The following is a 22,636-nucleotide window of genomic DNA, read 5'->3' on the forward strand; positions in this document are numbered from 1 at the left end:
GTGCCGTGCCCGACACTGCCGTCACGCACTCGAACCGCCCTGGACAGCCGGTCGTACGCCGCCCACGCCGCCCCGCGCGGCCAGCCGCTCCAGCTCCGGCAGCACGTCGGCGGGGGAGGGGGTGCGGGCCATCTCCTCGCCGAGGCGCCGCGCGCCCGCGGCGAACCCCGGCTCGTCGAGCAGGCGGCGCACGGCGTCGGCGATCCGTCCCGCGCCGTCCGGGCCCTCGGCGCCGGGCAGGTGGAGTCCGGCACCCGTCGCGGCGATCCGCTCGCCGTGCTCGGCCGTCCACGGCGTCTGCGGCAGGACCAGCTGGGGCAGGCCCGCGGCGATCGCGGTCAGCCCGGTGCCGGTGCCGCCGTGGTGGACCACGGCGTCGCAGGTGTCCAGGAAGAGGCTGATCGGCACGGGGTCCACCAGGCGTACGGACGGCGGCACGACGAGCCCTTCGCGGTACTGGCGCTCCACGGTCGTGACCGTCTCCACCCCCGCCAGGGAGCCGAGCGCCTCCAGGATGCCGGTGAGCACATGGGGGCCCTCAAGGGCGAGGGTGCGCAGCCCGAGCGAGAGACACACGCGGCGCTCCGCGCGCCGGTCGGCGGCCCAGGCGGGCACCGTGCCCGCGCCGTTGCTCGGCACGAACCGCAGCGGCAGGCCGGGCGCCGCGTCCGGGTCCTGGAGCCCCGGCGGGCACGGGTCGAGCACCAGCGAGGGCGCGGGCAGCCCGTCGGCGAGCCCGTGCCGGGCGCAGATCTCCGCGAGGGCGTCGCGGACGCGCCCGAAGCTGCGCGTACTGAAGGAGTCGACGCCCCAGCGGTGGTGCACGACGGGGATGCCCAGGACGCCGCCGACGAGCAGGGAGGCGTGTTCGAGGGGGTCGGCGACGATGAGGTCCGGGCGCCAGGAGCGGGCGAGTGCGAGGACCGGCCCGGTCACCGACTCCAGCCGCGCGCGCCAGCGCTCGGCGAGCGAGTCCCAGGGCGGTTCCTGACGCGAGCCGCCCGCGCCGCCCGCGTCCGGCCGCCCGGTCGCCCGCACCGCGAGCCGCTTGCGCACCTCCTGTTCCTCGGTGCCGAGGACGGCCATCGAGAGCCCGCCCGCCGTGGCGACGGCCTCCAGATCCGGCTGCCCGCCGAGCAGCACCTGATGCCCGGCCCCGCGCAGCGCCCACACGAGGGGCAGCAGGGGGGTGAGGTGACTGGGGACGGGCGTGGCAAGCACCAGGACACGCATGGGGGCGGGGCTCCTTTGGGGTGGGGGTGCGGGTACGGGGTCGGTGTACGAGGCCGGTCACGGGGCGGGGCTTACGAGGCGGGGGGCACCTAGCGGCGCCGGGGGTCCGTGGGTGTGAGGTCCGCGCTGGGGCGGGGTTACTGGAGGGGCGCGGTCAAGGGCGCCGGGGCGGGCGGGGTGCTGGCGTGGAGCAGGTCCCGCAGGGACGTGTCCAGGTCGCGGCGCGGGCGCCAGCCCAGGACGCGATGGGCGCGGCCGATGTCCACCCGCTGCCACTCGACGTCGCCGCGCTGCCCGCGCCCGTCGTCCTCCTCGATCACCGGCACGTCGGCCCCGGCGAGGTCGAGCAGCCGCCGCACCAGGTGCCGGACGCCGGTGGCCTCGCCCCTGCCGATGTTGACGACCCGGTCGGCGGCCGGAAGGCCCGAGGTGTCCAGGCGGGCGGCGGCAAGCACGGCGTCGGCGACGTCACGGACGTCCACGAAGTCCCGGTGGGCGTGGAGCGGGGCGAGGCGCAGCGGGGCCGGTGCGCCGGGCGTCCCGGCGGCCCGCGCCAGGTGTGCCGCGACCGTGCCGAGCAGGCTGGCGCGCGGTGCGCCGGGCCCGGAGACGTTGACGACACGCAGTACGAGGCCGTCCGCGCGGCCTTGCGCGGAGGCGTCCAGAACGGCCCGCGCGCCCGCGAGTTTGGACCGCCCGTACGCGTTGACCGGCGCGGTTGGACCGTCCTCGCGGATGGTGGCGCCCGCCGGCACGGGCCCGTACTCGTGGACGGAGCCGAGCTGGACCAGCCTGGGCGGGTGGGGGAGGGCGGCGCACGCGGCGACGAGGGCGCGCGGCAACTGAGCGTTCGCCAGCTCCATTTGGTTCTCCGTCACACCCCAGACGGCACCCGCCGCGTTCACCACGACGTCCGCGCGCACCTCGGCGAGGAGCCCGGCGAGCCGGTCGGGCCCGGCCGCGGTCAGGTCGAGTGCGTGCCACTCGGTGCCGCTCCGGGCTCCCAGAACCTCTCCCCGCGCGCCAGGAACACCGGCCTCCGCGCCGGGAACGCCGATCTCCGCGCCGGGAACGCCTCGCGCGACCCCGACCACGCGCGCCCCGGCGTCCGCCAGCGCCGCGCGGACGTGCCGCCCCACGAACCCCGTGGCCCCGAGCACCACCGCCACGGGAGTGCCGCTCCCCGCCGCCCCGCCCTCGTACCGTCGGCCGCTCATCGACATGTCCCCTCCTCGGACCTCCCCTGCGGTACGCAGCGTGACGGCCGGGACTCAAGCGGCGGTTGACGCGGCACTTGAGTGCACCGGCCTAGCGTGCGCCGCATGGGGATCACTGAGACAGCGGTGCCGGACGCCTACCGCATCCGGCCGCGGTTGCGCGAAGACAGCCGCGGCAACTTCTACGAGTCGTACCGGTACGACGAACTGGCCCGCGAGACCGGCCACGTGTTCGCGCCCCGGCAGGCCAACTACTCCGTCTCCGCCCGCGGCACGCTGCGCGGACTGCACGGGGTGACCATCCCGCCGGGGCAGGCCAAGTTCGTCACCTGTGTGCGCGGCGCGCTCCTCGACGTCGTGGTCGACGTGCGGCTCGGCTCCCCGACCTTCGGCGCGTACGACACGACGGTGCTCGACGCGTCCGAGGGCACCGCCGTGTACGTGGCGGAGGGGCTCGCGCACGGCTTCGTGGCGCTGACCGACGACTCCTGCGTGAGCTATCTGTGCTCGACGCAGTTCGTGCCGGGCACCCAGTTCGAGATCCAGCCCTTCGACGCCGAACTGGACCTGCCCTGGGGCCAGGCGCTCACCGGCCCGGCGCTGCTCTCGGAGAAGGACCGCCGCGCCCCGGGCCTCGCCGCCGCCGCCGACCTGGGGGTCCTCGCGACGTACGAGGAGTGCCGCAAGCTCTACGAGCGGGCGCGGCGGGACGCCTCCGACGCCTACTGAGAAGCCAGCTTCTCCAGCCGGGGCACCAGGTCCGCGGGGGTGGGCAGCGCCGTCATCTCGGCGCGGACCCGGGCGGCCGCCGCCGCGTACGAGGGGTCGGCGAGCATCTCGGCGACCTCGGCCCGGATCGACACGGCGTCGGCGGTGGGGTTCGGCAGGGCGCGGCCCACACCGGAGGCGGCCAGGCGGCGGGCGTTCATCGGCTGGTCCACGCCGTTGGGCAGGGCCAGTTGCGGCACCCCCGCCGCGAGCGACGTCATCAGGCAGCCCGCGCCGCCGTGGTGCACGACCAGGTCGCAGCCGGGCAGCAGCAGGTGCAGCGGCGCCTGCTCCAGCAGCCGTACGCCCGGCGGGAGTGCGCCGATCCGCTCCCGGTCGGCGCCGGTCACCGCGAGGATCACCTCCACGTCGAGCTCGGCCAGCGCCTCCACGATCTTCGGTACGGCGAACGAGGCGTCACCGAACATGCTGGTGACCGAGGTGCCCCAGACGACGCAGACCCGGGGGCGCCCGGACCTCGGAGCCGGCGCCCCGGCCTGCTCCTCCGGGATCCCGGGCAGCCCGCCGGGGCCGTTGTACGGCACGAAGCGCACGGGGAGGCGTTCGGCGGGCAGCAGCCTCGGCGCCAGGTCCGCCGGGCACGGGTCGATCACATGGCTGACGTGGTCGAAGCTCACCTCGCCCACGCCGTGCCGCTGGAAGGCCTGGCTCATGTCGAGCGGCAGCAGCTTCAGGCCCGGCTCCTGTTCGTCGGTGCCCGCCGGGCCCCACAGGTGCAGGGCGGACGCCGTGCCGAGGACGCGCGCGGTGAGCAGGCCCTCCAGGCTGAGCAGGTCGTGCAGGATCAGGTCGGGGCGCCAGTCGCGGCCGAACGCGACGGCGGCGTCGGTGCTGCGGCGGGCCATGCCCTGGAGCCGGTCGTTGTTCTCGACGATCCAGTTCCGCAGGTCGAACTCCTCGACGGAGGTCAGCGGCACGCCCGTCAGCGGGTGCGGTGGCGCCACGTCGAAGGGCCAGCGGCCCTCCTTCCAGTTGAGGTAGTTGCCGATCCGCGCCTGGAAGGTCATCTCCCAGCCGTCCAGGATGGGGACCGGTGTCAGCCCCGCGCGGGAGACCGGTTCGCTCTGCGACGGCGCGCAGACCACCCGCACCTCGTGCCCGGCGGACTGGAGCGCCCAGCCCAGCGGCACCATCGCGAACCAGTGCCCCGGCCAGTCGGAAACACCCAGCATCACTCGCACAGCCGACTCCTCACCTCATGACGCTCAGAACTGAGGCGGACGGTAGGGGAGGCCACTGGAGCGGCACTTGGAGCGGCCGTGGAGCGCCCTCGCGGCCGAGGGCGGCCCGAGGGCGGCTCCAGCGGCCGGGCGCAGCCTGGGCCGCCGACCGGGCGGCCCGCGGGCCGCCGGAGCCGAGACGAACGGACGCCCCATGCGCGTACTGATCATCACCACCCCGGTGCCCACGCACTTCACGGCCCTGGCCCCCCTCGCCTGGGCGCTGCGCGGCGCGGGCCACGACGTGCTCGTCGCCGGACAGCCCGACGTGGCGCCCGCCGCGCGCGCGGCCGGGCTCTCCTGCCATGTGTTCGGCGCGCCCTTCGCCGCCCACGAACTGCTCGCGGTGAACCTGCCCGAGGGCGCCAGGCCCATCGAGGCGCACGGCCGTCCGGACGCCGCCGCGCTGGCCGGCGCCGTCCGCCCGTGGATCATGCACGCGCGCTACACGGCCGCCGCCTACGCCGAGTTCGCCCGCTCCTGGCGCCCCGATCTGATCCTCGCCGACCGCGTCGACTACGGCGCCCTGATCACCGGCGGCCTGCTGGGCGTGCCGGTCGTCCAGCACCGGTGGGGCGTGGACCCCATCGGCGAGAGCGCCTGGCGGATCGGGCAGCGGGCGCTCGGCCCGCTGTGCGCGCGGCTCGGCCTGCCGGGCGGGCTGCCCCGGCCGTCCCTGGTCCTCGACCCCTGCCCGCCCGGCGTGCAGAGCCCGGAGCTGACCCCGGGCGAGCCGATCCGCTGTGTCCCCAGCAACGGCTCCGGCGTCCTGCCCGCGTGGGCCGCCGCCCCGCCCGCCGGACGCCGCCTCCTGGTCACGCTCGGCACGATCAGCCTGGAGCTGAACGGCGCGCCCTTGCTGCGTACGGTCCTTGAGGCGTGCGCGGGCCTGCCGGACACGGAGGTCGTGGCGACGGTCCAGGCGGAGCACCGGGCGGGCCTGGGCGACGTACCGGCCGGGGTGCGCGTCGTCGACCCCGTCCCGCTCGACCTGGTCCTCGACCACTGCGCGGCGGTCGTCCACCACGGCGGCACCGGCACCCATCTGACCACCACCGCCTTCGGCCTGCCCCAGCTCGTGCTGCCCGGCCTCTCGGACACCTTCACCGTCGCCGACCGCGTCGTCGCGAGCGGCGCGGGCCTGAGCCTGGACACGGCCGACGCGCAGAACGACCCGGCGGCGGTCGGCGCGGCGGTCCGCCGGGTCCTCGACGATCCGTCCTTCGCCGCGCGGGCCGCCGAACTGGCCGAGTCCGTACGGAAGATGCCCGCCCCCGCCGCGCTCGTGCCCGCCCTCGTGGACCTCGCGCGGTCGGGGCCGCGCGCCTGACCCGCGTACGACATGAGCCTCGTACGACATGACCTGCGTACGACACGAAGGGCCCCCGTCCGGCGGACAACCGGACGGGGGCCCTTCGCGTGGGGGGGCTGGAGTGGGCTCAGGCCGCTGTGCCCGGGGTGGTTTCGGCGCGGGCCGCCTCGGCGTCGAGGAGTTCGCCGGGCGCGCCCAGCATGATGCCGCCGATCATGCTCAGGGCGACGATGGAGACGACGGTGACCACGGTGCCGAGCCACACCATCGTGTCCACCGGCAGCACGACCGCCCCGACGACGCGGACCGCGCAGTCGAGCAGCAGGCCCACGCCCCAGACCAGGCTTATCCGGGCGACACCCTTGCGGAACGCGGGGGAGGTGGCGGCCAGCCTCTCCCAGGCGGCCTCCAGATGGGGCTCGCCCTTCGTCTTGAACGGCCGCACCGCCGCCGTCATGATCGGCTGCGCGGTGAACGCGGACCAGGTGACGCACGCCCCCAGGATCCCGGTGGCCAGCGGCTCCCTGATCAGCATGGTGCGGGCGGACCCCGTCCGCAGGCTGAGGGCGGCACCGGCGACCGTGGTCAGCAGGACCAGGCCCGCCAGGCCGTTGAGGGTGCGCTCGCGGGCCCAGGCGAAGAGCACGCGCACGGCGGGCACGACGCCGCTCGCGAGCAGCGACACCATCGAGCTGAGGCCCACGCCGGCGTGCAGGACGTAGAAGACGCCGAGAGGTACCGCGACGTCGATGAGCAGGGGCAGCAGGGCGTGCCCGAGCGTGCCCTGTTGGGGCGCGCCTCCGGTCCCCTCGCGGCTCTCGCCCGGCCGGGCCGCGCCGGTCGACTTCGCGTTGTTCACTGCTGGCTCCTCTGTGCCGGTGTGGTGGGTCGGTACCGAAGGGTGCCAGGGTCCCCTTGAGCCGGAATCGAGTCGTCCGGCAGGAACTCGTCGAGGACCCGCCGGTAGTAGCCGGGCCCGAAGCCGAGGCCGGCCACCTCGGGGACGAGGGCGTACAGCTTCTCGACGGAGATGACGTGCTGGGCGGCGCGCGACTCCTGGTACTCCCGGCGCACGGCCGTGCCGAGCCTGCGTGCCAGATGGTCCACGATCCGCTCCACCGGGACGGCGTGCCCCGAGGCGAGGTTCACGGTCTCGCCGCACACCCCCCGGGCGAGCAGCCGGTCGATGACGGTCACCGCGTCGTCCACGGCGAGCAGGTCCCGGGCGGCGTTGCGGTGGATCCGCACCACGCCCTCGCGGACCTGGCGCAGCAGCACCGGAAGGAGCTGGTGCGGCGGCTGGTCGGGGCCGACCAGATGGCCGAGCCGCAGGATGAGGTAGGGGGCGCCCGACGCCTTCAACTGCTCCTCCAGGGAGAGCTTGTGGCGTCCGTACGGGGTGCAGGGGGTGACCGGGGCGTCCTCCCTGGCGGGCGCCTTGGCGAGCCCGTACATGCCGGTGGAGGAGGTGGAGAAGAAGAGCAGGCGGCGCCCGGTGGCGGCGCAGTCGTCCGCCACCCGGCGCAGCAGCGCGGCCTCCCGGGCGAAGTCGGCGGCCGAGGTGCCGCTGGCCCAGGAGACCCCGGCCGCGACCACGACCGTGTCCTCGTGCCGCGCGGCGATCGGGCGCAGACCGCGGGCGAGGAATCCGTTCCCGACGATTTCCATGTGTCAAGTCCTGGTGTGCGGAGGGTGGGTGGGGGCGGTGCCGTTCACGGCTGCGGGCCTTGTGGGGGGTCTTGGTGCGGGTCGGTCGTAGTTGCTCGCGCCGTTCCCCGCGCCCCTTACGGGGCGCTCACGCCGACGGCGGTCAGTACACCCAGCCCGTCGAGCACCGGGCCCGGCGGGCGGGCCGAGACGGAGGGGCCGGTCGCGGCCGTGTAGCCGTCCGGGCGCACCAGCACCCAGCCGCCGTGCGTCAGGCCGAGGGCGGCGCGCAGCAGGCCGCCCGGGTCGGGCAGCGGGAGCGGGCCGTCCACCGGGCCGTCGGGCGCGCTGTCGCCGCTGGTGGCCCCGGTGGCCCCCTTGCCGTTCAGTGTCCGCACCCGAACCGGGTAGCCCCGGGCGACCTCACGCAGCGCGTCGAGTCCGGCCGCGTCCGCGTCGGCGGCGAGCAGTGTCCAGCCGGGGCGGCGCAGTTCGGCGAGGAAGTGCCGCCAGCCCTCGGACGCGGCGAGGCCCTCCGCGGTGACCCGGGTGACGCGCGTGCCCGGCACGGGGCCGTCGGCGGGCGTGCCGGAGGCCTCGGCGGCGGCTTCGGGGGCGGCCAGCAGTCCTTCGGTGTAGTGCAGACCGAGCGCCGACATGCCGCCCATGATCTTGCGCTGGATCCTGGACTTCACCGGCCGCACCGCCCTGAGCACGGTGAAGACGGTGCGCAGCGCCGCCGCGGCGGTCCGGCTGCGCAACTGCACCAGGGCCGTGGCCATGCCGGTGGAGCGCAGCAGCTCCGCGCCGACCGGGACGCGTTCGGGGCCGTAGCTGTCGAGCACCGACTCCGCCGCCTCGCCGCGCACCACGGCGGCGAGCTTCCAGGCGAGGTTGACGGCGTCCTGGACGCCGGTGTTCATGCCCTGCCCGGAGGCGGGGCTGTGCACGTGCGCGGCGTCACCGGCGAGGAAGCAGCGCCCCGAGCGCATCCGCGGGATCATGCGCTGCTGGATGGTGAAGACGGAGACCCAGCTCGGCTCCTCGACCCGGACCGGGCGTCCGATGCCGGTGCCGATCTTCTCGGCGAACCGGCGGGCCACCATGGCGTCGTCCCCGCCGTAGGACGTCTCGGCGGTGTCGAGCAGGCGCCACTTGCCCGGTTCGGGGAAGGGCACCATCATCACCGTGCCCCGAGGGGTCCGCATCCAGTGGATGGAGTCGCGCGGCAGGTCGCAGTGGACGACGGCGTCGGCGATGAGCCAGGTCTCGCTGGAGTCGCCGACCAGGTCGATGCCGAGCCGCTTGCGCACGGTGCTGTGGCCGCCGTCGCAGCCCACGAGCCAGTCGGCCGCGACGCTCTCCACCCGGCCGTCGGGGTGGGCGAGCCGGGCCGTCACGCCCGCGCCCGTGTCCTCGAACTCCATGAGCCTGACGCCCCATTCGACGTCGACGCCGTACCGGGACGCCGCCGCGCGCAGCACTTCCTCGGTGATGACCTGGTCGACCATGAGCGTGAACGGGAAGCGGGTCGGCAGCCGGCTGTAGTCGGTGTCGAAGCGGATCAGGCGGCGGCCGTTCTGGTGCAGCGTGAAGTGTTCGACCCGCTGTCCGCGCGCCAGCAGCTCGTCGAGGACGCCCATCTGGTCGTACGTCTCCAGGGTCCTCGCGTGGTTGGCAAGGGCGCGGCTGGTGGTGGCGGGTCCCTCGGCGGCGTCGACGAGCCGGACCCGCACGCCGTGGCGGGCCAGTTCGTGGGCGGCGCTCAGGCCGACCGGACCGGCGCCGACGACCAGGACCTGCGGGGCCTGAGCGGGGGGCGGGGTGCCCGTGGTGCCGGTCATGCCGTCCGCTCCTCGTCGCCGTGCTTGGCCGCCTTCCACCAGCCGGGGTTGTCGCGGTACCAGGCGACGGTGTCGGCGAGCCCCTGCTCGAAGGAGACGCGCGGCTCGTAGCCCAGCTCCTCGCGGATCTTCGACTCGTCCAGGGCGTACCGCAGGTCGTGGCCCTTGCGGTCGGCGACGTGCCGCACGCTGCTCCACTCGGCGCCGCACAGGTCGAGGATGCGCTGTGTCATCTGGCGGTTCGTCAGCTCGTTGCCGCCGCCCACGTTGTAGATCTCACCGGCGCGGCCGCCGGTGAGGACGAGCTGGATGGCCCGGCAGTGGTCGTCCACGTGCAGCCACTCGCGCACGTTGGTGCCGTCCCCGTACAGCGGCACCCCCTCGCCCTCCAGCAAATTGGTGACGAACAGCGGGATGAGCTTCTCGGGGTGCTGGTAGGGGCCGTAGTTGTTGGAGCACCGGGTGATCGACACGTCCAGGCCGTGGGTGCGCCAGTAGGAGCGGGCGATCAGGTCGGACGCCGCCTTGGAGGCCGCGTAGGGGGAGTTGGGCAGCAGCGGCCACTCCTCCGTCCACGCGCCCCGCTCGATCGATCCGTACACCTCGTCCGTGGAGACGTGCACGACGCGCCGCACGCCCGTGGCGAGGCAGGCGTCGAGCAGGGTCTGGGTTCCGCCCACGTTGGTGTGGACGAACGCGGCGGCCGACTCCACGGAGCGGTCCACGTGCGACTCGGCGGCGAAGTGCACCACCGCGTCGTGGCCGGGCAGCAGGTCGAGCAGGAGCGAGCGGTCGGTGATGTCGCCGTGTACGAAGTCCAGGCGCGGGTGGGACGCCGGGAGGTTGGCGCGGTTGCCCGCGTAGGTCAGCTTGTCGACCACGGTGACGCGGGCGTCCGCGTACCCCTTGTACCCCCCGAGGCCCTCGTAGCCGCCGGCCAGCAGGGTGCGGACGTAGTGCGAGCCGATGAAACCGGCCCCTCCGGTGACGAGGATTCTCATGCCGCGACCTCCACGCGGGTGTGATCGCCGACCACCAGGCGGTGGTGGCTGCCGAGTTCGGAGCCGCTGACGGCGGCGGAGCGGCCGAGCAGCGAACCGCGCAGGCCGCCCACGTGGGAGACCGTCGCGTCGTCGAGGACGATGGAGTACTCCAGCCGGGCGCCGGTCAGGACGCAGTCGCGGCCGATGGTGGTGTGCGGGCCGACGCGGCTGTCCTCGATGACCGTGCCCGCGCCGACGATGGCCGGGCCCTCGATGACCGAGCGCACGACGCGCGCGCCCGGCTCGACGACGACCGCGCCGATGAGCGTGGACCGCGCGTCGACCTCGCCGCCCACCGCACGCTCGACGCCGTCGAGGAGTTCGCGGTTGCACTCCAGGACGTCCTCGACCTTGCCGGTGTCCTTCCAGTAGCCCGCGTACTCGTGGGCGCGTACCTCGTGGCCCTCGGAGAGCAGCCACTGCACGGCGTCCGTGATCTCCAGCTCGCCTCGGGCGCTCGGCGCGATGGCGGCGACGGCCTCGTGGACCGCGGCGGTGAAGAAGTACACGCCGATCAGCGCGAGGTCGCTGCGCGGCTCGGCGGGCTTCTCCACCAGGCGCCGCACCGCGCCCGCGCCGTCGACCTCCGCGACGCCGAACGCGCGCGGGTCGGCGACCTTCTGCACGACGACCTGCGCGGCCGGGCGCGCGGCACGGAAGGCGTCGGCGGCCTCACGCACGCCCTGCGGCAGCATGTTGTCGCCCAGGTACATCACGAAGTCGTCGTCGCCCAGGAAGTCCTTGGCCAGGGTGACGCAGTGGGCGAGCCCGAGCGGCGCCTCCTGGCGGAGGTAGGTGATGCGTACGCCGAGCCCGGACCCGTCGCCGAAGACGGCGGCGATCGCCGGTTCGTGGTCGCCGACGATGATGCCGATCTCGGTGACGCCCAGGTCCTTGATGTTGTCCAGGACGTGCTCCAGGACGGGCTTGTTGGCGATCGGGATGAGCTGCTTGGGCATCGAGTAGCTGAACGGTCGCAGACGGGTTCCGGTCCCGCCCGACAGCACCAGAGCTTTCATGGGTCCTCTTCTCACCGTGTTCCGGGAGCCAGCGCCTGGGGGACAGGCGGACAGCGAGACCTTCGGCGGGGGCGCTGGAGGATTCCTCGATTGCCGCCGGTGTCCGGCTTCTTCTCCCCCCGTAGGCCCTGCGATCCCCTCGCGGACCGGCGGCTCGACCCGGACTCCAGCCCCGGCCCCGACGATGACCTCGTCGGACCTACGGGAGGAGAGTCATGCGGTGGGACGGCATCCACATCGCCGCGGTGGGCAGTTGGCTGCCCGAGCCGGTGCCCGCCGAGCGTGCGGTGCGCGAGGGGGGCTACGACGCCGAACGGTGCGCCACGCTCGGCTATGTCTCCGCGCTGGTCGCGGACGACGTGGCGCCGCCGGACATGGCGGTGCGCGCGGCCCGCAGCGCGCTGGAGCGGTCCGGCGTCGCGCCCGCCGAGTTCAGTCTGCTGCTCCACGGCAGCCTGTGGTTCCAGGGCCTGGACATCTGGCCCGCCGCCTCGTACGTCGCCGCCCGCACGGTGGGGCGCACGGTGCCCGCCATGGACGTGCAGCAGCGCTGCAACATCGGGCTCGGCGCGATCGAGATGGCTGCCGCCCACCTGACGGCGGGCGTGCGCCCCGGGAGCGCCGCGATGGTCACCACCGCCGACCGGTGGGCGGGCCCCGCAGTCGACCGCTGGAACCTGCACGACTCGAACGTCTACGGCGACGGCGGCACCGCCCTCGTGCTCTCCCGCGCCGGCGGGTTCGCCCGCCTGCTCTCCACCGTCACGGCCGCGGACAACTCCCTGGAGGGCGCCACCCGGGGCGACGAGCCGTTCCGCACCGCGTCACCGGCGGCCACCGAGCCCATCGACCTCATCGGACGCGCCCGCGCGTACGGGGCCGAGCAGAGCGCCGCGGGGGCCGACCCGACCGCGCTCGTCTTCCGCTTCGCCCGCACGATGATCGCCGCGAAGACGGCGGCGCTCGCCGACGCCGGTCTGAGCACCGGCGACCTCGCACGCGTCGTCGTCCCGGCCACCGGGCGCAACCCCGGCGACCACCAGCTGCACGACGTCCTCGATGTCCCGGAGCAGCTGACGACGTGGGACTTCGGCCGCGTCACGGGGCACGTCGGCGGCGGCGACTGGGCGGCGGGCCTGGAGCACCTGGTGACGACGGGGGCCGTCGCGGCGGGCGACCGCGTACTGCTGTTCGGCGGCGGCGCCGGTTACACCTGCACGGCCGCAGTCCTGGAGATCACCGATGTGCCGAGCTGGTGACGAACGAAGAGGTGGGCAGACCATGACACAGACCAAGGCCCCGGCGCAGACCAAGGCCCCGGCCCAGGCGCAGACCCAGCCCCTTGGGCAGACCCAGACCCAGACCCAGAGCCAGAGCCAGACCCAGACCCAGACCCAGCCCCAGACCATCCCCGGCCTCCTCGCCGCCGCCGTCGCCGCCCGTCCGGGCGCCCCGGCGGTGCGCGACCGGCACGGACGCTGGACGTACGCCCAACTGGACGCCCGGGCACAGGCGTTCGCCGCCTGGCTGGCCGAGCGGGGCGTGCGGCGCGGCGACCGGGTGCTGGCCCGCGTCGGCAACGTACGCGAGTTCACCGCCGTCCTCTTCGGCACCCTCCTGCACGGCGCCGTGCTGGTGCCCGTCAACCCCGCCATGAAGCGCTTCCACCTGGCCCCCGTCGCCACCGACTGCGACCCGGTGCTCGCCATCGGCCAGGGCGCGGACGCCGACCTCCTCGCCGAGCTGACGGGACGGCCCGCGTACGAACTGGGCACGCTGTGGCGCACGGTCGAGGAGCGCGCCGAGCGGGCCGAACGCGGTGAGGACCCCGCGTACGCGTACGAGGACCCCTACGAGTACGGCGCTCCCGCCCCCGACGACCTCGCCCTGCTCATCTACACCTCCGGCAGCACCTCCGCGCCGAAGGCCGTCGTCTCCCCGCACGCCCCGGCCGTCTTCGCGACCCGCGCGATCGACGCCCGCCTGGGCTACCGCGCCGCCGACAAGGTCCTTGTCGCCCTGCCCCTCTCCTTCGACTACGGGCTCTACCAGATCCTGCTCTCCGTCCTCGCGGGCGCCGAGGCCGTGCTCACCGAGGCCGACCAGCACGTATGGCTGTACGGCGCGCTGCGCGAGTACGGCGTCACCGTCGTGCCCCTGGTGCCCTCGCTCGCCGAGATGCTGCTGCGGCTCGCGGGCCGCGACGACGGCGAGGCCCCGCCGGTGCGGCTGTTCACCAACACGGGCGCCGCGCTGACCGGACCGGTCATCGCGGGTCTGCGGGCCGCCTTCCCGGGCGCGGCCGTCGCCCCCATGTACGGCACGACCGAATGCAAGCGGATCACCGTCCTGGAGCCCGACGGTGACCTGGAGCGGCCCGGCTCGGTGGGGCGCGCCCTGCCCGGCACCGAGGTCCTGGTCCTCGCCGACGACGGCACCGCGCTGCCCCCTGGCAGCACCGGCCAGATCGCGGTGCGCGGCCCGCATGTGATGTCCGGCTACTGGCGCGCCCCCGAACAGACCGCCCAGCGCTTCCGCACCGACCCCGCCACCGGCGAAGTCACCCTGCACACCGGCGACTACGGCCACCTCGACGGCGACGGCCACCTCTACTTCGAGGGCCGCCGCGACGACCTGTTCAAGCGGCGCGGGGTGCGGATGAGCGCCGTGGAGATCGAGGCGGCCGCGCTGGACGTGCCCGGTGTCGAGGCCGCCGCGGTCCTCGCCCCCGACGACGGCATCGACCTCACGCTGTTCGCCGTCACGCGGCTCGCCCCGGACGGGGTGCTGCGCGGGCTCGGTGAGCGCCTGGAGAGCGCCAAGGTCCCCGCGGTGTGCAGGGTCGTCGACGCCCTGCCGCTCACCCCCAACGGCAAGACCGACCGCCGGCACCTGCGCCGCCTCGTCGAAGCCACCTGATCCCACACGCCCCCTCAGCCCCGCACGCCCTTCGCCCTTGCAGTCCCCCTTCACCCCTGAAGGCCCCCACCCCGGAAAGAGAGAACGAGAGCATGACGCACGTCCCCTGCCCCTGGGACGAGCAGTTCGCGCGCCTGGTCATCGCCGCGCTGCCCGCCGCGGCCCGCCACGACGCCGCCCCGCTCACCGTCGACCACGACCTGTCGCAGGCCGGGCTCGAGTCCATGGCCACGGTCGAACTGCTCATACGCCTGGAGACGGCGTACGGCGTGCGGTTCCCCGAGCACCTCCTGACGGGCGGCACCTTCGCCACCCCGGGCGACCTGTGGGAGGCCCTGCAGTCACTGCGCGAGGACGCCAAGGACACGGAGGGCCCCACGGATGCCCGCCGCTAGCACCGCGACGGCCCCGAAGGCCTCCGACGAGCCCCTGATGTCGACGGGACGGCTCGCCCTGTTCTCCGTCGGCGCCATGGCCGCCATGCTGCTCTCCCTGCTCGACGAGAACATCGTGGCCACCGCCGCCCTGCCGATCACCAGCGACCTCGACCCCGAACACGGCATGAGCCTGCTCCCGTGGCTGCTCAGCGTGTACCTGCTGGCGGCCACCGCCACGCAGCCGCTCTACGGCAAGCTCAGCGACCTGTACGGGCCGAAGAAGGTCTACCTCTTCGCGATCGTCACCTTCATGGCCGGGTCCGCGCTGTGCGGCATCGCCCAGAACATGGGCCAGCTGATCGCCTTCCGCGCGGTCCAGGGCCTGGGCGGCGGCGGCCTGATGAGCCTCACGCTGATCATCATGGCCACGCTCTACCCGCCCAAGGAACGCGCGGGCGGCTCCGGCGTCGGCGGCGGCCTCGTCGCCCTCGGCATCATCGTCGGCCCGCTGCTCGGCGGCTATCTGAGCCAGCACCTGTCCTGGCGCTGGATCTTCTACGTCAACCTGCCGCTCGGCCTGCTCACCGTCGTCGCGACCCTCTTCGCGCTGCGCCTGCCGCCCCGGGCGCACCAGCGGGAGCGGCGCGTGGACCTGCCGGGCGCCGCCCTGGTCACGGCCGCGGCCGCCGGGCTGCTCCTGATCGCGCAGTGGGGCGGCACCGAGTACGCCTGGTCGTCGCCGCAGATCCTCGGTCTGAGCGCGGGCAGCCTGCTGCTCGTCGCCGCGTTCGCCTGGTGGGAGACGCGGGCCGCCGAGCCGATCCTGCCGCCCTCGCTCTTCCGCGACCCGGTCTTCCGGATCGCCGCCCCGCTCCAGTTCCTCGCGGGCTTCACCGTGCTCGCCGTGACCGCGTACGTGGTGACGTACCTCCAGGTCGCCCGCGGGCTGAGCGCGCAGTCGGCGGGGCAGCGGCTCGCGCCGATGGCGATCGGGGTCATCGTCGTCATGTTCAGCTCCGGCAAGCTCATCTCCAGGACCCTGCGCTACAAGCCGGTCCTGCTGCTCAACTCGGCGATCACCGTGATCACCCTGGCGCTCTTCGGCACCGTCGACGAGACCACGTCGGCACTCCACCTCGGCGTGCTCCTGGTGCTGCTCGGCTTCGGGCTCGGCGGCGTCGTCCAGGTGGTGCTCCAGACCGTGCAGGCCTCGGCGCCGCCCGAGCAGCTGGGCGTGGCGACGACCGGCACCCGCTTCTTCATGACCCTCGGCAGCGGCTTCGGCGTCGCCGTCCTCGGCGAACTGCTCAACAACCGCTTCCTCGCCCTCCTGCCCGACGGCGTGCCGGAGAGCGCGCGGGGCAGCGCGGGCAAGGCGGTGGCGGCCCTGCGCACCGCGCCGCCGGACCTGCGCGACAAGCTGACGCACGCCTACGCGTCGGCCGTGGACACCGTGTTCCTGACCGCCGCGGGACTCATGCTGCTCGCGCTCGTCCTCGCCTTCCTCATGCCGGACGTACGGCTCGGCGCGGCGGACGAACAGGAGGCCTGACCCCCGTACCGCACGCACGAAACAGCCCCGGCGGACTCGCCCGCCGGGGCTGCTTCGCGTGGGCGCGCCGGGGTCAGACCGCCACCCGGTACAGCGCGGAGCCCTCGGCCGCGCCCGCGCGCGCCTGCTCGCCGTCCGCCCAGCGGGTCAGCTCCAGGGCGCCGCCCTCGTGCAGCTTCGAGGCCGCGACCACGCGGGCCGACGCGCCGGCCGCACCCCCGGCGCCGGGGCGCCCCGCCTGCGACACCGTCACGCGCAGCACGCCACCGCCGCCCGCGCCCAGGAGCGCCGGGAGGGCGTCGGCCCCTTCCAGGACGGCGCCGCTGTCGCTCTCGACGTCCACGATCTCCTTCAGGAAGACCCGGAAGACCGTGAAGGCGGGCTGGGTGTTGGCGTTGCGGAAGGAGGCGCCGTCCTGCCAGACGGTGACGCTGACATACGCGCCGGGCCGGTCGAGGGCGGGCAGCAGCGCGATGGCGCGGATGCCGGGCATGGTCAGCGCCTGCGCGCGGTAGTCGGCGAAGGCGCTCTCCAGCTCGGCGCCGTCGCCCTCGCGGCCCTCCTTGAGCGTGAGGCGGGCGACGACGGCGACCTGCGCGTCGTCGGGGGAGGTGTGCGTGTCGGGCACGGTGTGGTCCCTTCGTGTCTTCGGGGGGTGGGTACGCGTACGTACGGCCAGGCCCCGGCCTTCGTATGTACGGCTAGCCCAGCCCTCGTATGTACGGTCGGGCCCCAGCCTTCGTACGAAGGGTCGGGGCGCCGTCGAGCCCGGCTCGAACGCGGAAGTGCCCGCAGGCCGGGGGAAGCCTGCGGGCACCGTCAGGGGGCGGCCGGGAGGTCAGCTGGTGAAGCGGTCCTCCGCGATCCGGACCGCCGGATTGCCGTACGCGATGGCGCGCAGCACCTTGCGGTAGACCGGGGTGTGCCGGAAGACCCGGGCCAGCCGGGGCCGCACCTTGGTGGCGAAGGCGCCGATGGAGAGCATGGCCTTGCTCTGCACCCGCTGGATCCGCATCATCGCCGCGATGTCCGGCGCCCGGCGCTGCTCGAACTCGCCGAGGGCCGCCGCGCCGGTGTCGCCCGAGCGCACCGCGTCCACCAGGACCGGATGCAGCACCACCGCGTCCTGGATCGCCAGGTTGATGCCCTGCGCGCCGATCGGGCTGTGGGTGTGCGCCGCGTCCCCGATCAGCACCAGGCCGTCGGCGGCCCAGCGCTCGGCCCGCCCGGAGAAGACGTCCAGGAGGGTCAGGTCGCGCGGCGAGCGGATCTGCTCCTCGATCAAGCGTGCGTACGGCGGTGCGGCGGCGGCCAGCTCCCGCTTGACGTGGTCGAGGCCCTGGGCCACGACCTCCTGGTAGCCCTTGTGCGGCAGGGTCCAGCCGACCTGGATCCGGTCCGGCCAGGAGTCGTACACGAGCACCGGGCTGCCGCCCGACCTGAACACCCTCACGTCACGCTCCGGTTCGCCCGCGCCGGCCGGGCGCGGCGCCGCGTCCAGCTTGAACCAGAGCACGTCCAGATCGAAGCTCTCCTCGCGGCCCGCGCCGATCCCCGCGAGGCGGCGCACCTTGGAGAACCTGCCGTCCGCGCCGACCACGCACCGGGCGCGCACCGACACCGGGCCGCCCGGCCCGTCGGCGGTCACGCCGCTGATCCGCTCCCCGTCCCGCAGCAGCGCGCCGACGCGGCGGCCGTCCAGGTACCGGAAGCCCTCGAACTTCTCGCAGTGCAGCAGCAGTTCGTCGAGCAGGTGGGCCTGGGGGATCGAGAGGAGGTGGTCGTAGGGGGCGGGCAGGGCGCCGTAGTCGATGTCGAGCAGCACCCGGTCCCGCTCGACGAGCCGGAAGCGGGAGTGCCGGTGGCAGCCCCGCGCCCGCGCCCCGGCGAGCACCCCGAGCCGGTCGAGCAGCGCCATGGCGCCGGGCTGCACGATCTCGCCCCGGAACTCCCGCTGGTGGGCGCGGGCCCGCTCCACCACGGCGACCCGCACGCCCGACTTCAGCAGCAGCAGGGCGAGTACGAGACCGGCGGGTCCCGCCCCTACGACGCACACGTCCGTGTCGACGGCGAGGGCGTCCCGGCCACCCGCTCCGGCGTTCGCTCCGGTGTCCGCGCTCATCCCGCTCATCCCGTTCAGCCCCTCAGTCCCAGACCGCCGTCGGCGGTGATCACCTGGCCATGGATCCAGCCGGCCTCGTCCGTGCACAGCAGCGCGACGACGTCGGCCACGTCCTCGGGGCGGGTGAGGCGCCCGGCCGGGGTGCGGGCCGCGAGCGCGGCGGCCACCTCCGGCCGGGGGGTCACGGACCCCTCGGCCCCTTTGTCGATCTTCGCCGTGGAGACCGCGTTGACGGCGATGCCCCGCCCGGCCAGCTCGACCGCCAGATAGCGCACCAGGCTCTCCAGGGCGGCCTTCGCCAGACCCTGGCCCACGTACATCGGTACGGCACTGCGCGCGCCGCTGCTGGAGACCGCGACGACGCGGCCCGCGCCGCCCGCCATCAGCTCCGCGAGGGCGGGCGCCCCGTGCAGCAGCGGATCCAGGGCGAGCGCGAGGTCGGCGGCGATGCCCGCCCGGTCGGCCCCCACGGCGGGCGAGGGGTGGAACGTGGCCGCGTTGTGCACGAACACGTCCAGGCGCCCGAAGCGCTCCTTCACCTCCGCGAGGAGCCGGTCGAGGGCGGCCGGTTCGCGTACGTCCGCCCGTATCGCCAGCGCGTCACCGCCCGCCGCCGTCAGCTCCGCCACGGCCCGCTCGGCCTCGGGCCCCGGCCGGGAGTGGTTGACGACGACCCGGCAGCCCTCGGCGCACAGCTTGCGGGCGATGGCCAGCCCCACGCCCCGGGTGCCGCCGGTGACCAGGGCCGTCCGCCCGGCCAGACCGAGGCGGCCCGGGTCAGTCACGGCCGCCGCCCAGGGCCGCGCGGGTGCCCGCGAGGGGCGCGGCCACGACGGTACGCACGTCGGCGAGTGCACGGACGGCCGCGTACGAGGCGCCGGAACGGGCGGCCTCCACCGCCTCCTCGCCGCTCCAGCGGGTGAGGGCGCTGTAGCCGCCGGGGCGGGCGGCCACCGAGCGGGCGAGGTCGGTGTGGCGGAACCCGGGCGCGGTGCGGGCCTCCTCGGCGTACGCGCGGTAGGCGCGCTCCAGCTCCGCCGGGTCGCCGGTGGCGGTCAGGTACTCGATCACGAGTACGGAGCCTTCGTCCGCGTCCGGGCCGTCGCCGTCGAGTCGCAGCACGGCGAGGGAGGGGTCGGCGTCCACGGTGACCAGCTCGTGGAAGGCCTTCGCGTGTGCCTGGAAGGTGTCGCTGGAGAGCACCTGCTTGAACTGCTCGCCGGTCTGCCACCAGCCGAAGTTGACGTACACCTCGGGCTGGTCGGCGCGGCGCACGGCCTGGTGGGCGACGAAGCCGGGCTGCTGCCGCATCCACTGGACGTGGTCGAGGAAGCGGCGCTCGAACTCCTCGGCCCGCGCCGGGTCCTTGAGGGTGAAGGTGTTGACGACGGTGAACTGGGGCGCGCTCATGGCGGGTTCCTTCGGAGGTGTGGTCGGGGAGGGATCGGCGGGGTGCTCGGCGAGGTCGCTCACGTCGCCTTGTCCACGCAACGCGAGCAGCCGGTCCCGCAGCTCGCGGCGCTGGATCTTGCCGTTGCCGGAGCGTGGGATGGCGGCGACCGGCTCGGCGTGCTGGAGGTGCTGGTAGTAGGGGAGTTGCTCGTTGACCTCGGAGACGATCTCGGCCAGTGCGGTACGGGGGTCGCTGTCGTCGCCCTCGCCCTCGCCCGTGCCCGTCAGGACGACGAGGGCGCCGGCCACCGCGCCGCTGAACTCGTGCGGCAGGTCGACGACGACGGAGTCGGCGACCCGGGGGTGCCGGTTGAGGGCCTGCTCGACCTCCGAGGGGGCGACGAGGAAGTTGTCGCACTTGAAGACGTCCTTGAGCCGGTCGACGAGGAAGAGCCGCCCGTCGTCCGCGATCCGCCCGACATCGCCGGTGGAGAGCCAGCCGTCGGGCTCAAGACCGGTGCCGTCGGGGCCGCCGAGGTAGCCCTTCATCAACTGGGGCCCGCGCAGCTGTACTTCGCCCACCTCGCCGACGGCGAGGACCGCACGGCTCGCCACGTCCACCACCCGGCACTCGGTGCCGGGCAGCGGCCGGCCGACCGAGCCGTGGACCGGGTGGTCGGGGTCGTCGCTGTGGGTGAGCGGGGAGGTCTCCGCGAGCCCGTAGCCCTGGAGCACGGGGATGCCGAAGTGCTCGGTGAGGGCGCGGGCGGCGGGGGCGGGCAGCGCGGAGCCGCCGGAGGCGATGCGCCGGACCGTCTCCAGGGTGAGCCCGCCGAGGCCCGGGTGCGCGGCGAGGCGGATCAGCCGCACGGGGAGGCTGTAGAGGTGCGTGGCCCGGTGCGCGTTGGCGGCGGCGACGGCCTCGGCGGGGTCACCGGCCGGGCAGAGCACCTGGGTGGCGCCCGCCGCGACGGCCGAGTTGAGGTGCATCGGATGGTAGGTCGGCAGATGGTTGAGGCAGACCGAGGAGGCGTCCACACGGTGGGCGGCGGCGATCTGGGTGGCGTTGAGCGTGAGATTGCGATGGGTGAGCCGAACGGCCTTGGGCCGCCCGGTGGTACCACTGGTGAACTGCACACAGACAACGGCGTCCGGATCGCCGACGGACGGCAACCCGAGGCCAGTGCGCGGGCCCTCGAAGCCTGCCGCCCCCTCGAAGCCCGGCTCCGCCAGCCCGTCCAGCCCGTCCGGGCCGCTTGGCCCGTCCGGCCCGGTGGCCGCGCGCTCGCCCTCGGCGGTCAGGTCCGCCAGAGCGATAAGCCCCGAAGACTCGCCCGGTCCGTCAGACCCGCTCGGCCCGGCGGTCGCGCGCTCGCCCTCGGCGGTCAGGTCCGCCAGAGCGATAGGCCCCGAAGACCCGCTCGGCCTGCCCGACTCGCCCGGCATGCCCAACCCGGCAGACGCGCTCGGCCTGCCTGGCCCGTCCGGCCCGTCCGGCCCGGCGGCCGCGCGCTCGCCCTCGGAGGTCAGCTCCGCCAGACCGATAGGCCCCGAAGACCCGCCAGCCCCGTCAGACCCACCGGATCCCCCCGCCGCGGTACCGCCCCCGCCCATCAGCACCACCCGGCGCAGCCCGGGCAGCCGGTGCTGGATCGGCTTCAGGCGTGCGTACAGGGGCCCGTCCACGAAGGCCACCTCGGCGCCGCCGAGTGTGAGCACGTGCAGCAGGTCCTCCTCCCGCAGGAGCGGGTTGACCACGGCGGTGACCAGGCCCGCGCGCGCCGCCGCGTAGTAGGCGACGGCGAAGTCCGGGTGCAGGACCGACGCCACGGCGACCGTCGCGCCCGGCGCGAGCCGCAGCGCGCGCAGGCCGCGGGCCGCCGCCGTGACGCGGGCGTCGAGCGTGCCGAAGTCCAGGTGCTCGCCGGTGCCGGAGAGGGCCACGGCGGTGCGCCGGGGGTGGGCGCTCGCGGCGCGGGAGAGCAGTCCGTCCAGCGTGTCAGCCACGGCGGCCCTCCGCATATGCCCGGGCGTGCCGCAGCGTGGTGGTGCTGTTGGTGCTCAGCGCCTTGTGGAGGTAGGCGCGCGCGTCGGCGACGGTGCGGCCCTCGCCCAGGACGCGTTCGACGGCGTCGGCCCGGACGGTGACGGTGTGCCGGGACGTCACGTACACGCCGCCGTCGGTCTCGGCGATGGTCCAGGCGCCGGTGTGCGCGGACATCAGGGCGGGGACCGTCGTCTGCTTGTAGACGATGCGGTCCTTGCCGAAGACCACCCGGACCGACTCGGTGGTGTGCGTCGAACCGTCGGCGGCGCGCGTGTCCATCGCCATCACCTGGATGCCGGGAACGTCCTCGCGCAGGTCGAGGCGGGCCACGTGCGGCAGCCGCTCGGGCCACAGGTCGGCGCGGTTGAGGAAGTCGAAGACGTCGGCCCCGGCGGCCTCGATCCGCACGGTGTCCTCGAAGGCGAAGACCAGCTCGTCCAGCTCGGCGCCCAGCTCGGCGAGCTCCTTGACGGCCGCCAGCTCCTTGGCGCTGTTGCGGTCCACCGCCTCGGTGATCCACCGCTCGCCCGCCGGGTCGTCGTCCACCGCGCTGAAGTCGTGGTGCAGCTCCAGCGTGCAGTGCCCCTCGTCCACCGGCGTGACGGCCCAGCGCCCGCCCATGACGGCGACCGGCGGCTGCGAGACCTCCTGCCGGAAGGTGACCGTCAGCTTCTCCGCGTCGAGTTCGCGGCGCGAGGTCCACGCCTTGACCTCGCCGTTGGCGGTGGCCCAGATGCGGATGCGCTCGCTGCCCGGCTCCCGCTCCACGTGCTCGACGTGGACGTTGGGCGCGAAGTACTGCGGCCACCGGGTGACGTCGGCGACGATCCCGTACACCGTCGCTGCCGGGGCGGCGACAGCGATGGTGTGCAGGGTGTGGTGCTTTCCGGTCACGGACACGTG

The 22,636-nt window shown here is 74.6% G+C and carries 19 protein-coding genes; 6 read left to right on the top strand and 13 right to left on the bottom strand.

Annotated elements, in window-relative coordinates; genetic code table 11:
- Nucleotides 1-21: 21 nt before the first annotated feature.
- Together DMA15_RS22755 and DMA15_RS22760 are read right to left on the bottom strand one after the other, a co-directional pair.
- Complete coding sequence (locus DMA15_RS22755) at nucleotides 22-1,233, bottom strand: nucleotide disphospho-sugar-binding domain-containing protein (RefSeq protein WP_125514594.1); 1,212 nt, start codon at nucleotides 1,231-1,233, stop codon at nucleotides 22-24.
- 137 nt (nucleotides 1,234-1,370) lie between these two features.
- Complete coding sequence (locus DMA15_RS22760; protein WP_206302802.1) at nucleotides 1,371-2,450, bottom strand: NAD(P)-dependent oxidoreductase; 1,080 nt, start codon at nucleotides 2,448-2,450, stop codon at nucleotides 1,371-1,373.
- A 105-nt stretch (nucleotides 2,451-2,555) separates the two neighbouring features.
- Between DMA15_RS22760 and DMA15_RS22765 the strand changes: the two genes are divergently transcribed.
- Nucleotides 2,556-3,179 carry a dTDP-4-dehydrorhamnose 3,5-epimerase family protein gene (locus DMA15_RS22765; protein ID WP_125514596.1) on the top strand — a complete coding sequence of 208 codons (624 nt, stop codon included), beginning with the start codon at nucleotides 2,556-2,558 and terminating at the stop codon, nucleotides 3,177-3,179.
- Here DMA15_RS22765 and DMA15_RS22770 read toward each other — a convergent pair.
- Nucleotides 3,173-4,411, bottom strand: coding sequence for a nucleotide disphospho-sugar-binding domain-containing protein (locus DMA15_RS22770; RefSeq protein ID WP_240660246.1), 1,239 nt, complete (start codon nucleotides 4,409-4,411; stop codon nucleotides 3,173-3,175). The genes DMA15_RS22765 and DMA15_RS22770 overlap by 7 nt on opposite strands.
- A 202-nt stretch (nucleotides 4,412-4,613) precedes the next feature.
- Here DMA15_RS22770 and DMA15_RS22775 point away from each other — a divergent pair, with 202 nt between their 5' ends.
- Nucleotides 4,614-5,789 carry a nucleotide disphospho-sugar-binding domain-containing protein gene (locus tag DMA15_RS22775; protein WP_125514598.1) on the top strand — a complete coding sequence of 392 codons (1,176 nt, stop codon included), beginning with the start codon at nucleotides 4,614-4,616 and terminating at the stop codon, nucleotides 5,787-5,789.
- A gap of 109 nt (nucleotides 5,790-5,898) precedes the next feature.
- Here the strand turns inward: DMA15_RS22775 and DMA15_RS22780 are convergent, their stop codons facing one another.
- The 5 genes from DMA15_RS22780 to DMA15_RS22800 form a co-directional block, all read right to left on the bottom strand.
- Nucleotides 5,899-6,630 carry a VC0807 family protein gene (locus DMA15_RS22780; RefSeq protein ID WP_125514599.1) on the bottom strand — a complete coding sequence of 244 codons (732 nt, stop codon included), beginning with the start codon at nucleotides 6,628-6,630 and terminating at the stop codon, nucleotides 5,899-5,901.
- Nucleotides 6,627-7,439: an NAD-dependent epimerase/dehydratase family protein gene (locus DMA15_RS22785; RefSeq protein WP_125514600.1), complete on the bottom strand. Its 813-nt coding sequence runs from the start codon at nucleotides 7,437-7,439 to the stop codon at nucleotides 6,627-6,629. Before DMA15_RS22785 ends, DMA15_RS22780 begins: the two co-directional genes overlap by 4 nt.
- Before the next feature lie 116 nt (nucleotides 7,440-7,555).
- The gene (locus DMA15_RS22790) at nucleotides 7,556-9,262 is read right to left on the bottom strand and encodes an FAD-dependent oxidoreductase (RefSeq protein ID WP_125514601.1); all 1,707 of its coding nucleotides are present in this window, start codon (nucleotides 9,260-9,262) and stop codon (nucleotides 7,556-7,558) included.
- Nucleotides 9,259-10,263: a dTDP-glucose 4,6-dehydratase gene (rfbB, locus tag DMA15_RS22795; RefSeq protein WP_125514602.1), complete on the bottom strand. Its 1,005-nt coding sequence runs from the start codon at nucleotides 10,261-10,263 to the stop codon at nucleotides 9,259-9,261. The genes DMA15_RS22790 and rfbB overlap by 4 nt, the downstream gene beginning before the upstream one ends.
- Entirely contained in the window at nucleotides 10,260-11,324 is a 1,065-nt protein-coding gene (locus tag DMA15_RS22800) for a glucose-1-phosphate thymidylyltransferase (RefSeq protein WP_125514603.1), read from the bottom strand. The genes rfbB and DMA15_RS22800 overlap by 4 nt, the downstream gene beginning before the upstream one ends.
- A gap of 215 nt (nucleotides 11,325-11,539) precedes the next feature.
- Between DMA15_RS22800 and DMA15_RS22805 the strand changes: the two genes are divergently transcribed.
- The 4 genes from DMA15_RS22805 (at nucleotide 11,540) to DMA15_RS22820 (ending at nucleotide 16,172) form a co-directional block, all read left to right on the top strand.
- On the top strand, nucleotides 11,540-12,583 hold the full coding sequence (locus DMA15_RS22805) for a ketoacyl-ACP synthase III family protein (RefSeq protein WP_125514604.1): 1,044 nt from the start codon (nucleotides 11,540-11,542) through the stop codon (nucleotides 12,581-12,583).
- A 22-nt stretch (nucleotides 12,584-12,605) separates the two neighbouring features.
- A complete protein-coding gene (locus DMA15_RS22810; protein WP_125514605.1) occupies nucleotides 12,606-14,243 on the top strand; it encodes an AMP-binding protein in 1,638 nt (545 codons plus the stop codon).
- 92 nt (nucleotides 14,244-14,335) lie between these two features.
- Nucleotides 14,336-14,638, top strand: coding sequence for a phosphopantetheine-binding protein (locus DMA15_RS22815; protein WP_125514606.1), 303 nt, complete (start codon nucleotides 14,336-14,338; stop codon nucleotides 14,636-14,638).
- Entirely contained in the window at nucleotides 14,625-16,172 is a 1,548-nt protein-coding gene (locus tag DMA15_RS22820) for an MFS transporter (RefSeq protein ID WP_125514607.1), read from the top strand. Before DMA15_RS22815 ends, DMA15_RS22820 begins: the two co-directional genes overlap by 14 nt.
- Before the next feature lie 73 nt (nucleotides 16,173-16,245).
- Here the strand turns inward: DMA15_RS22820 and DMA15_RS22825 are convergent, their stop codons facing one another.
- The 5 genes from DMA15_RS22825 to DMA15_RS22845 all read right to left on the bottom strand — a co-directional run bounded on the left by DMA15_RS22825 (nucleotide 16,246) and on the right by DMA15_RS22845 (nucleotide 22,633).
- Nucleotides 16,246-16,800 carry an antibiotic biosynthesis monooxygenase family protein gene (locus DMA15_RS22825; RefSeq protein WP_164551804.1) on the bottom strand — a complete coding sequence of 185 codons (555 nt, stop codon included), beginning with the start codon at nucleotides 16,798-16,800 and terminating at the stop codon, nucleotides 16,246-16,248.
- Nucleotides 16,801-17,010: 210 nt separating this feature from the next.
- On the bottom strand, nucleotides 17,011-18,294 hold the full coding sequence (locus DMA15_RS22830; protein ID WP_125514609.1) for an FAD-dependent monooxygenase: 1,284 nt from the start codon (nucleotides 18,292-18,294) through the stop codon (nucleotides 17,011-17,013).
- Nucleotides 18,295-18,308: 14 nt separating this feature from the next.
- Nucleotides 18,309-19,079 (bottom strand): SDR family oxidoreductase, encoded by a 771-nt coding sequence (locus tag DMA15_RS22835; protein ID WP_125514610.1) that lies wholly within the window; start codon nucleotides 19,077-19,079, stop codon nucleotides 18,309-18,311.
- Entirely contained in the window at nucleotides 19,072-21,693 is a 2,622-nt protein-coding gene (locus DMA15_RS22840) for an AMP-binding protein (protein WP_164551805.1), read from the bottom strand. The genes DMA15_RS22835 and DMA15_RS22840 overlap by 8 nt, the downstream gene beginning before the upstream one ends.
- The gene (locus DMA15_RS22845; RefSeq protein WP_125514612.1) at nucleotides 21,686-22,633 is read right to left on the bottom strand and encodes an aromatase/cyclase; all 948 of its coding nucleotides are present in this window, start codon (nucleotides 22,631-22,633) and stop codon (nucleotides 21,686-21,688) included. Before DMA15_RS22845 ends, DMA15_RS22840 begins: the two co-directional genes overlap by 8 nt.
- Between the last annotated feature and the right edge of the window lie 3 nt (nucleotides 22,634-22,636).

Origin of the sequence: Streptomyces sp. WAC 01529 (assembly GCF_003945545.1) — a bacterium.
Taxonomy (GTDB): domain Bacteria; phylum Actinomycetota; class Actinomycetes; order Streptomycetales; family Streptomycetaceae; genus Streptomyces; species Streptomyces anatolicus.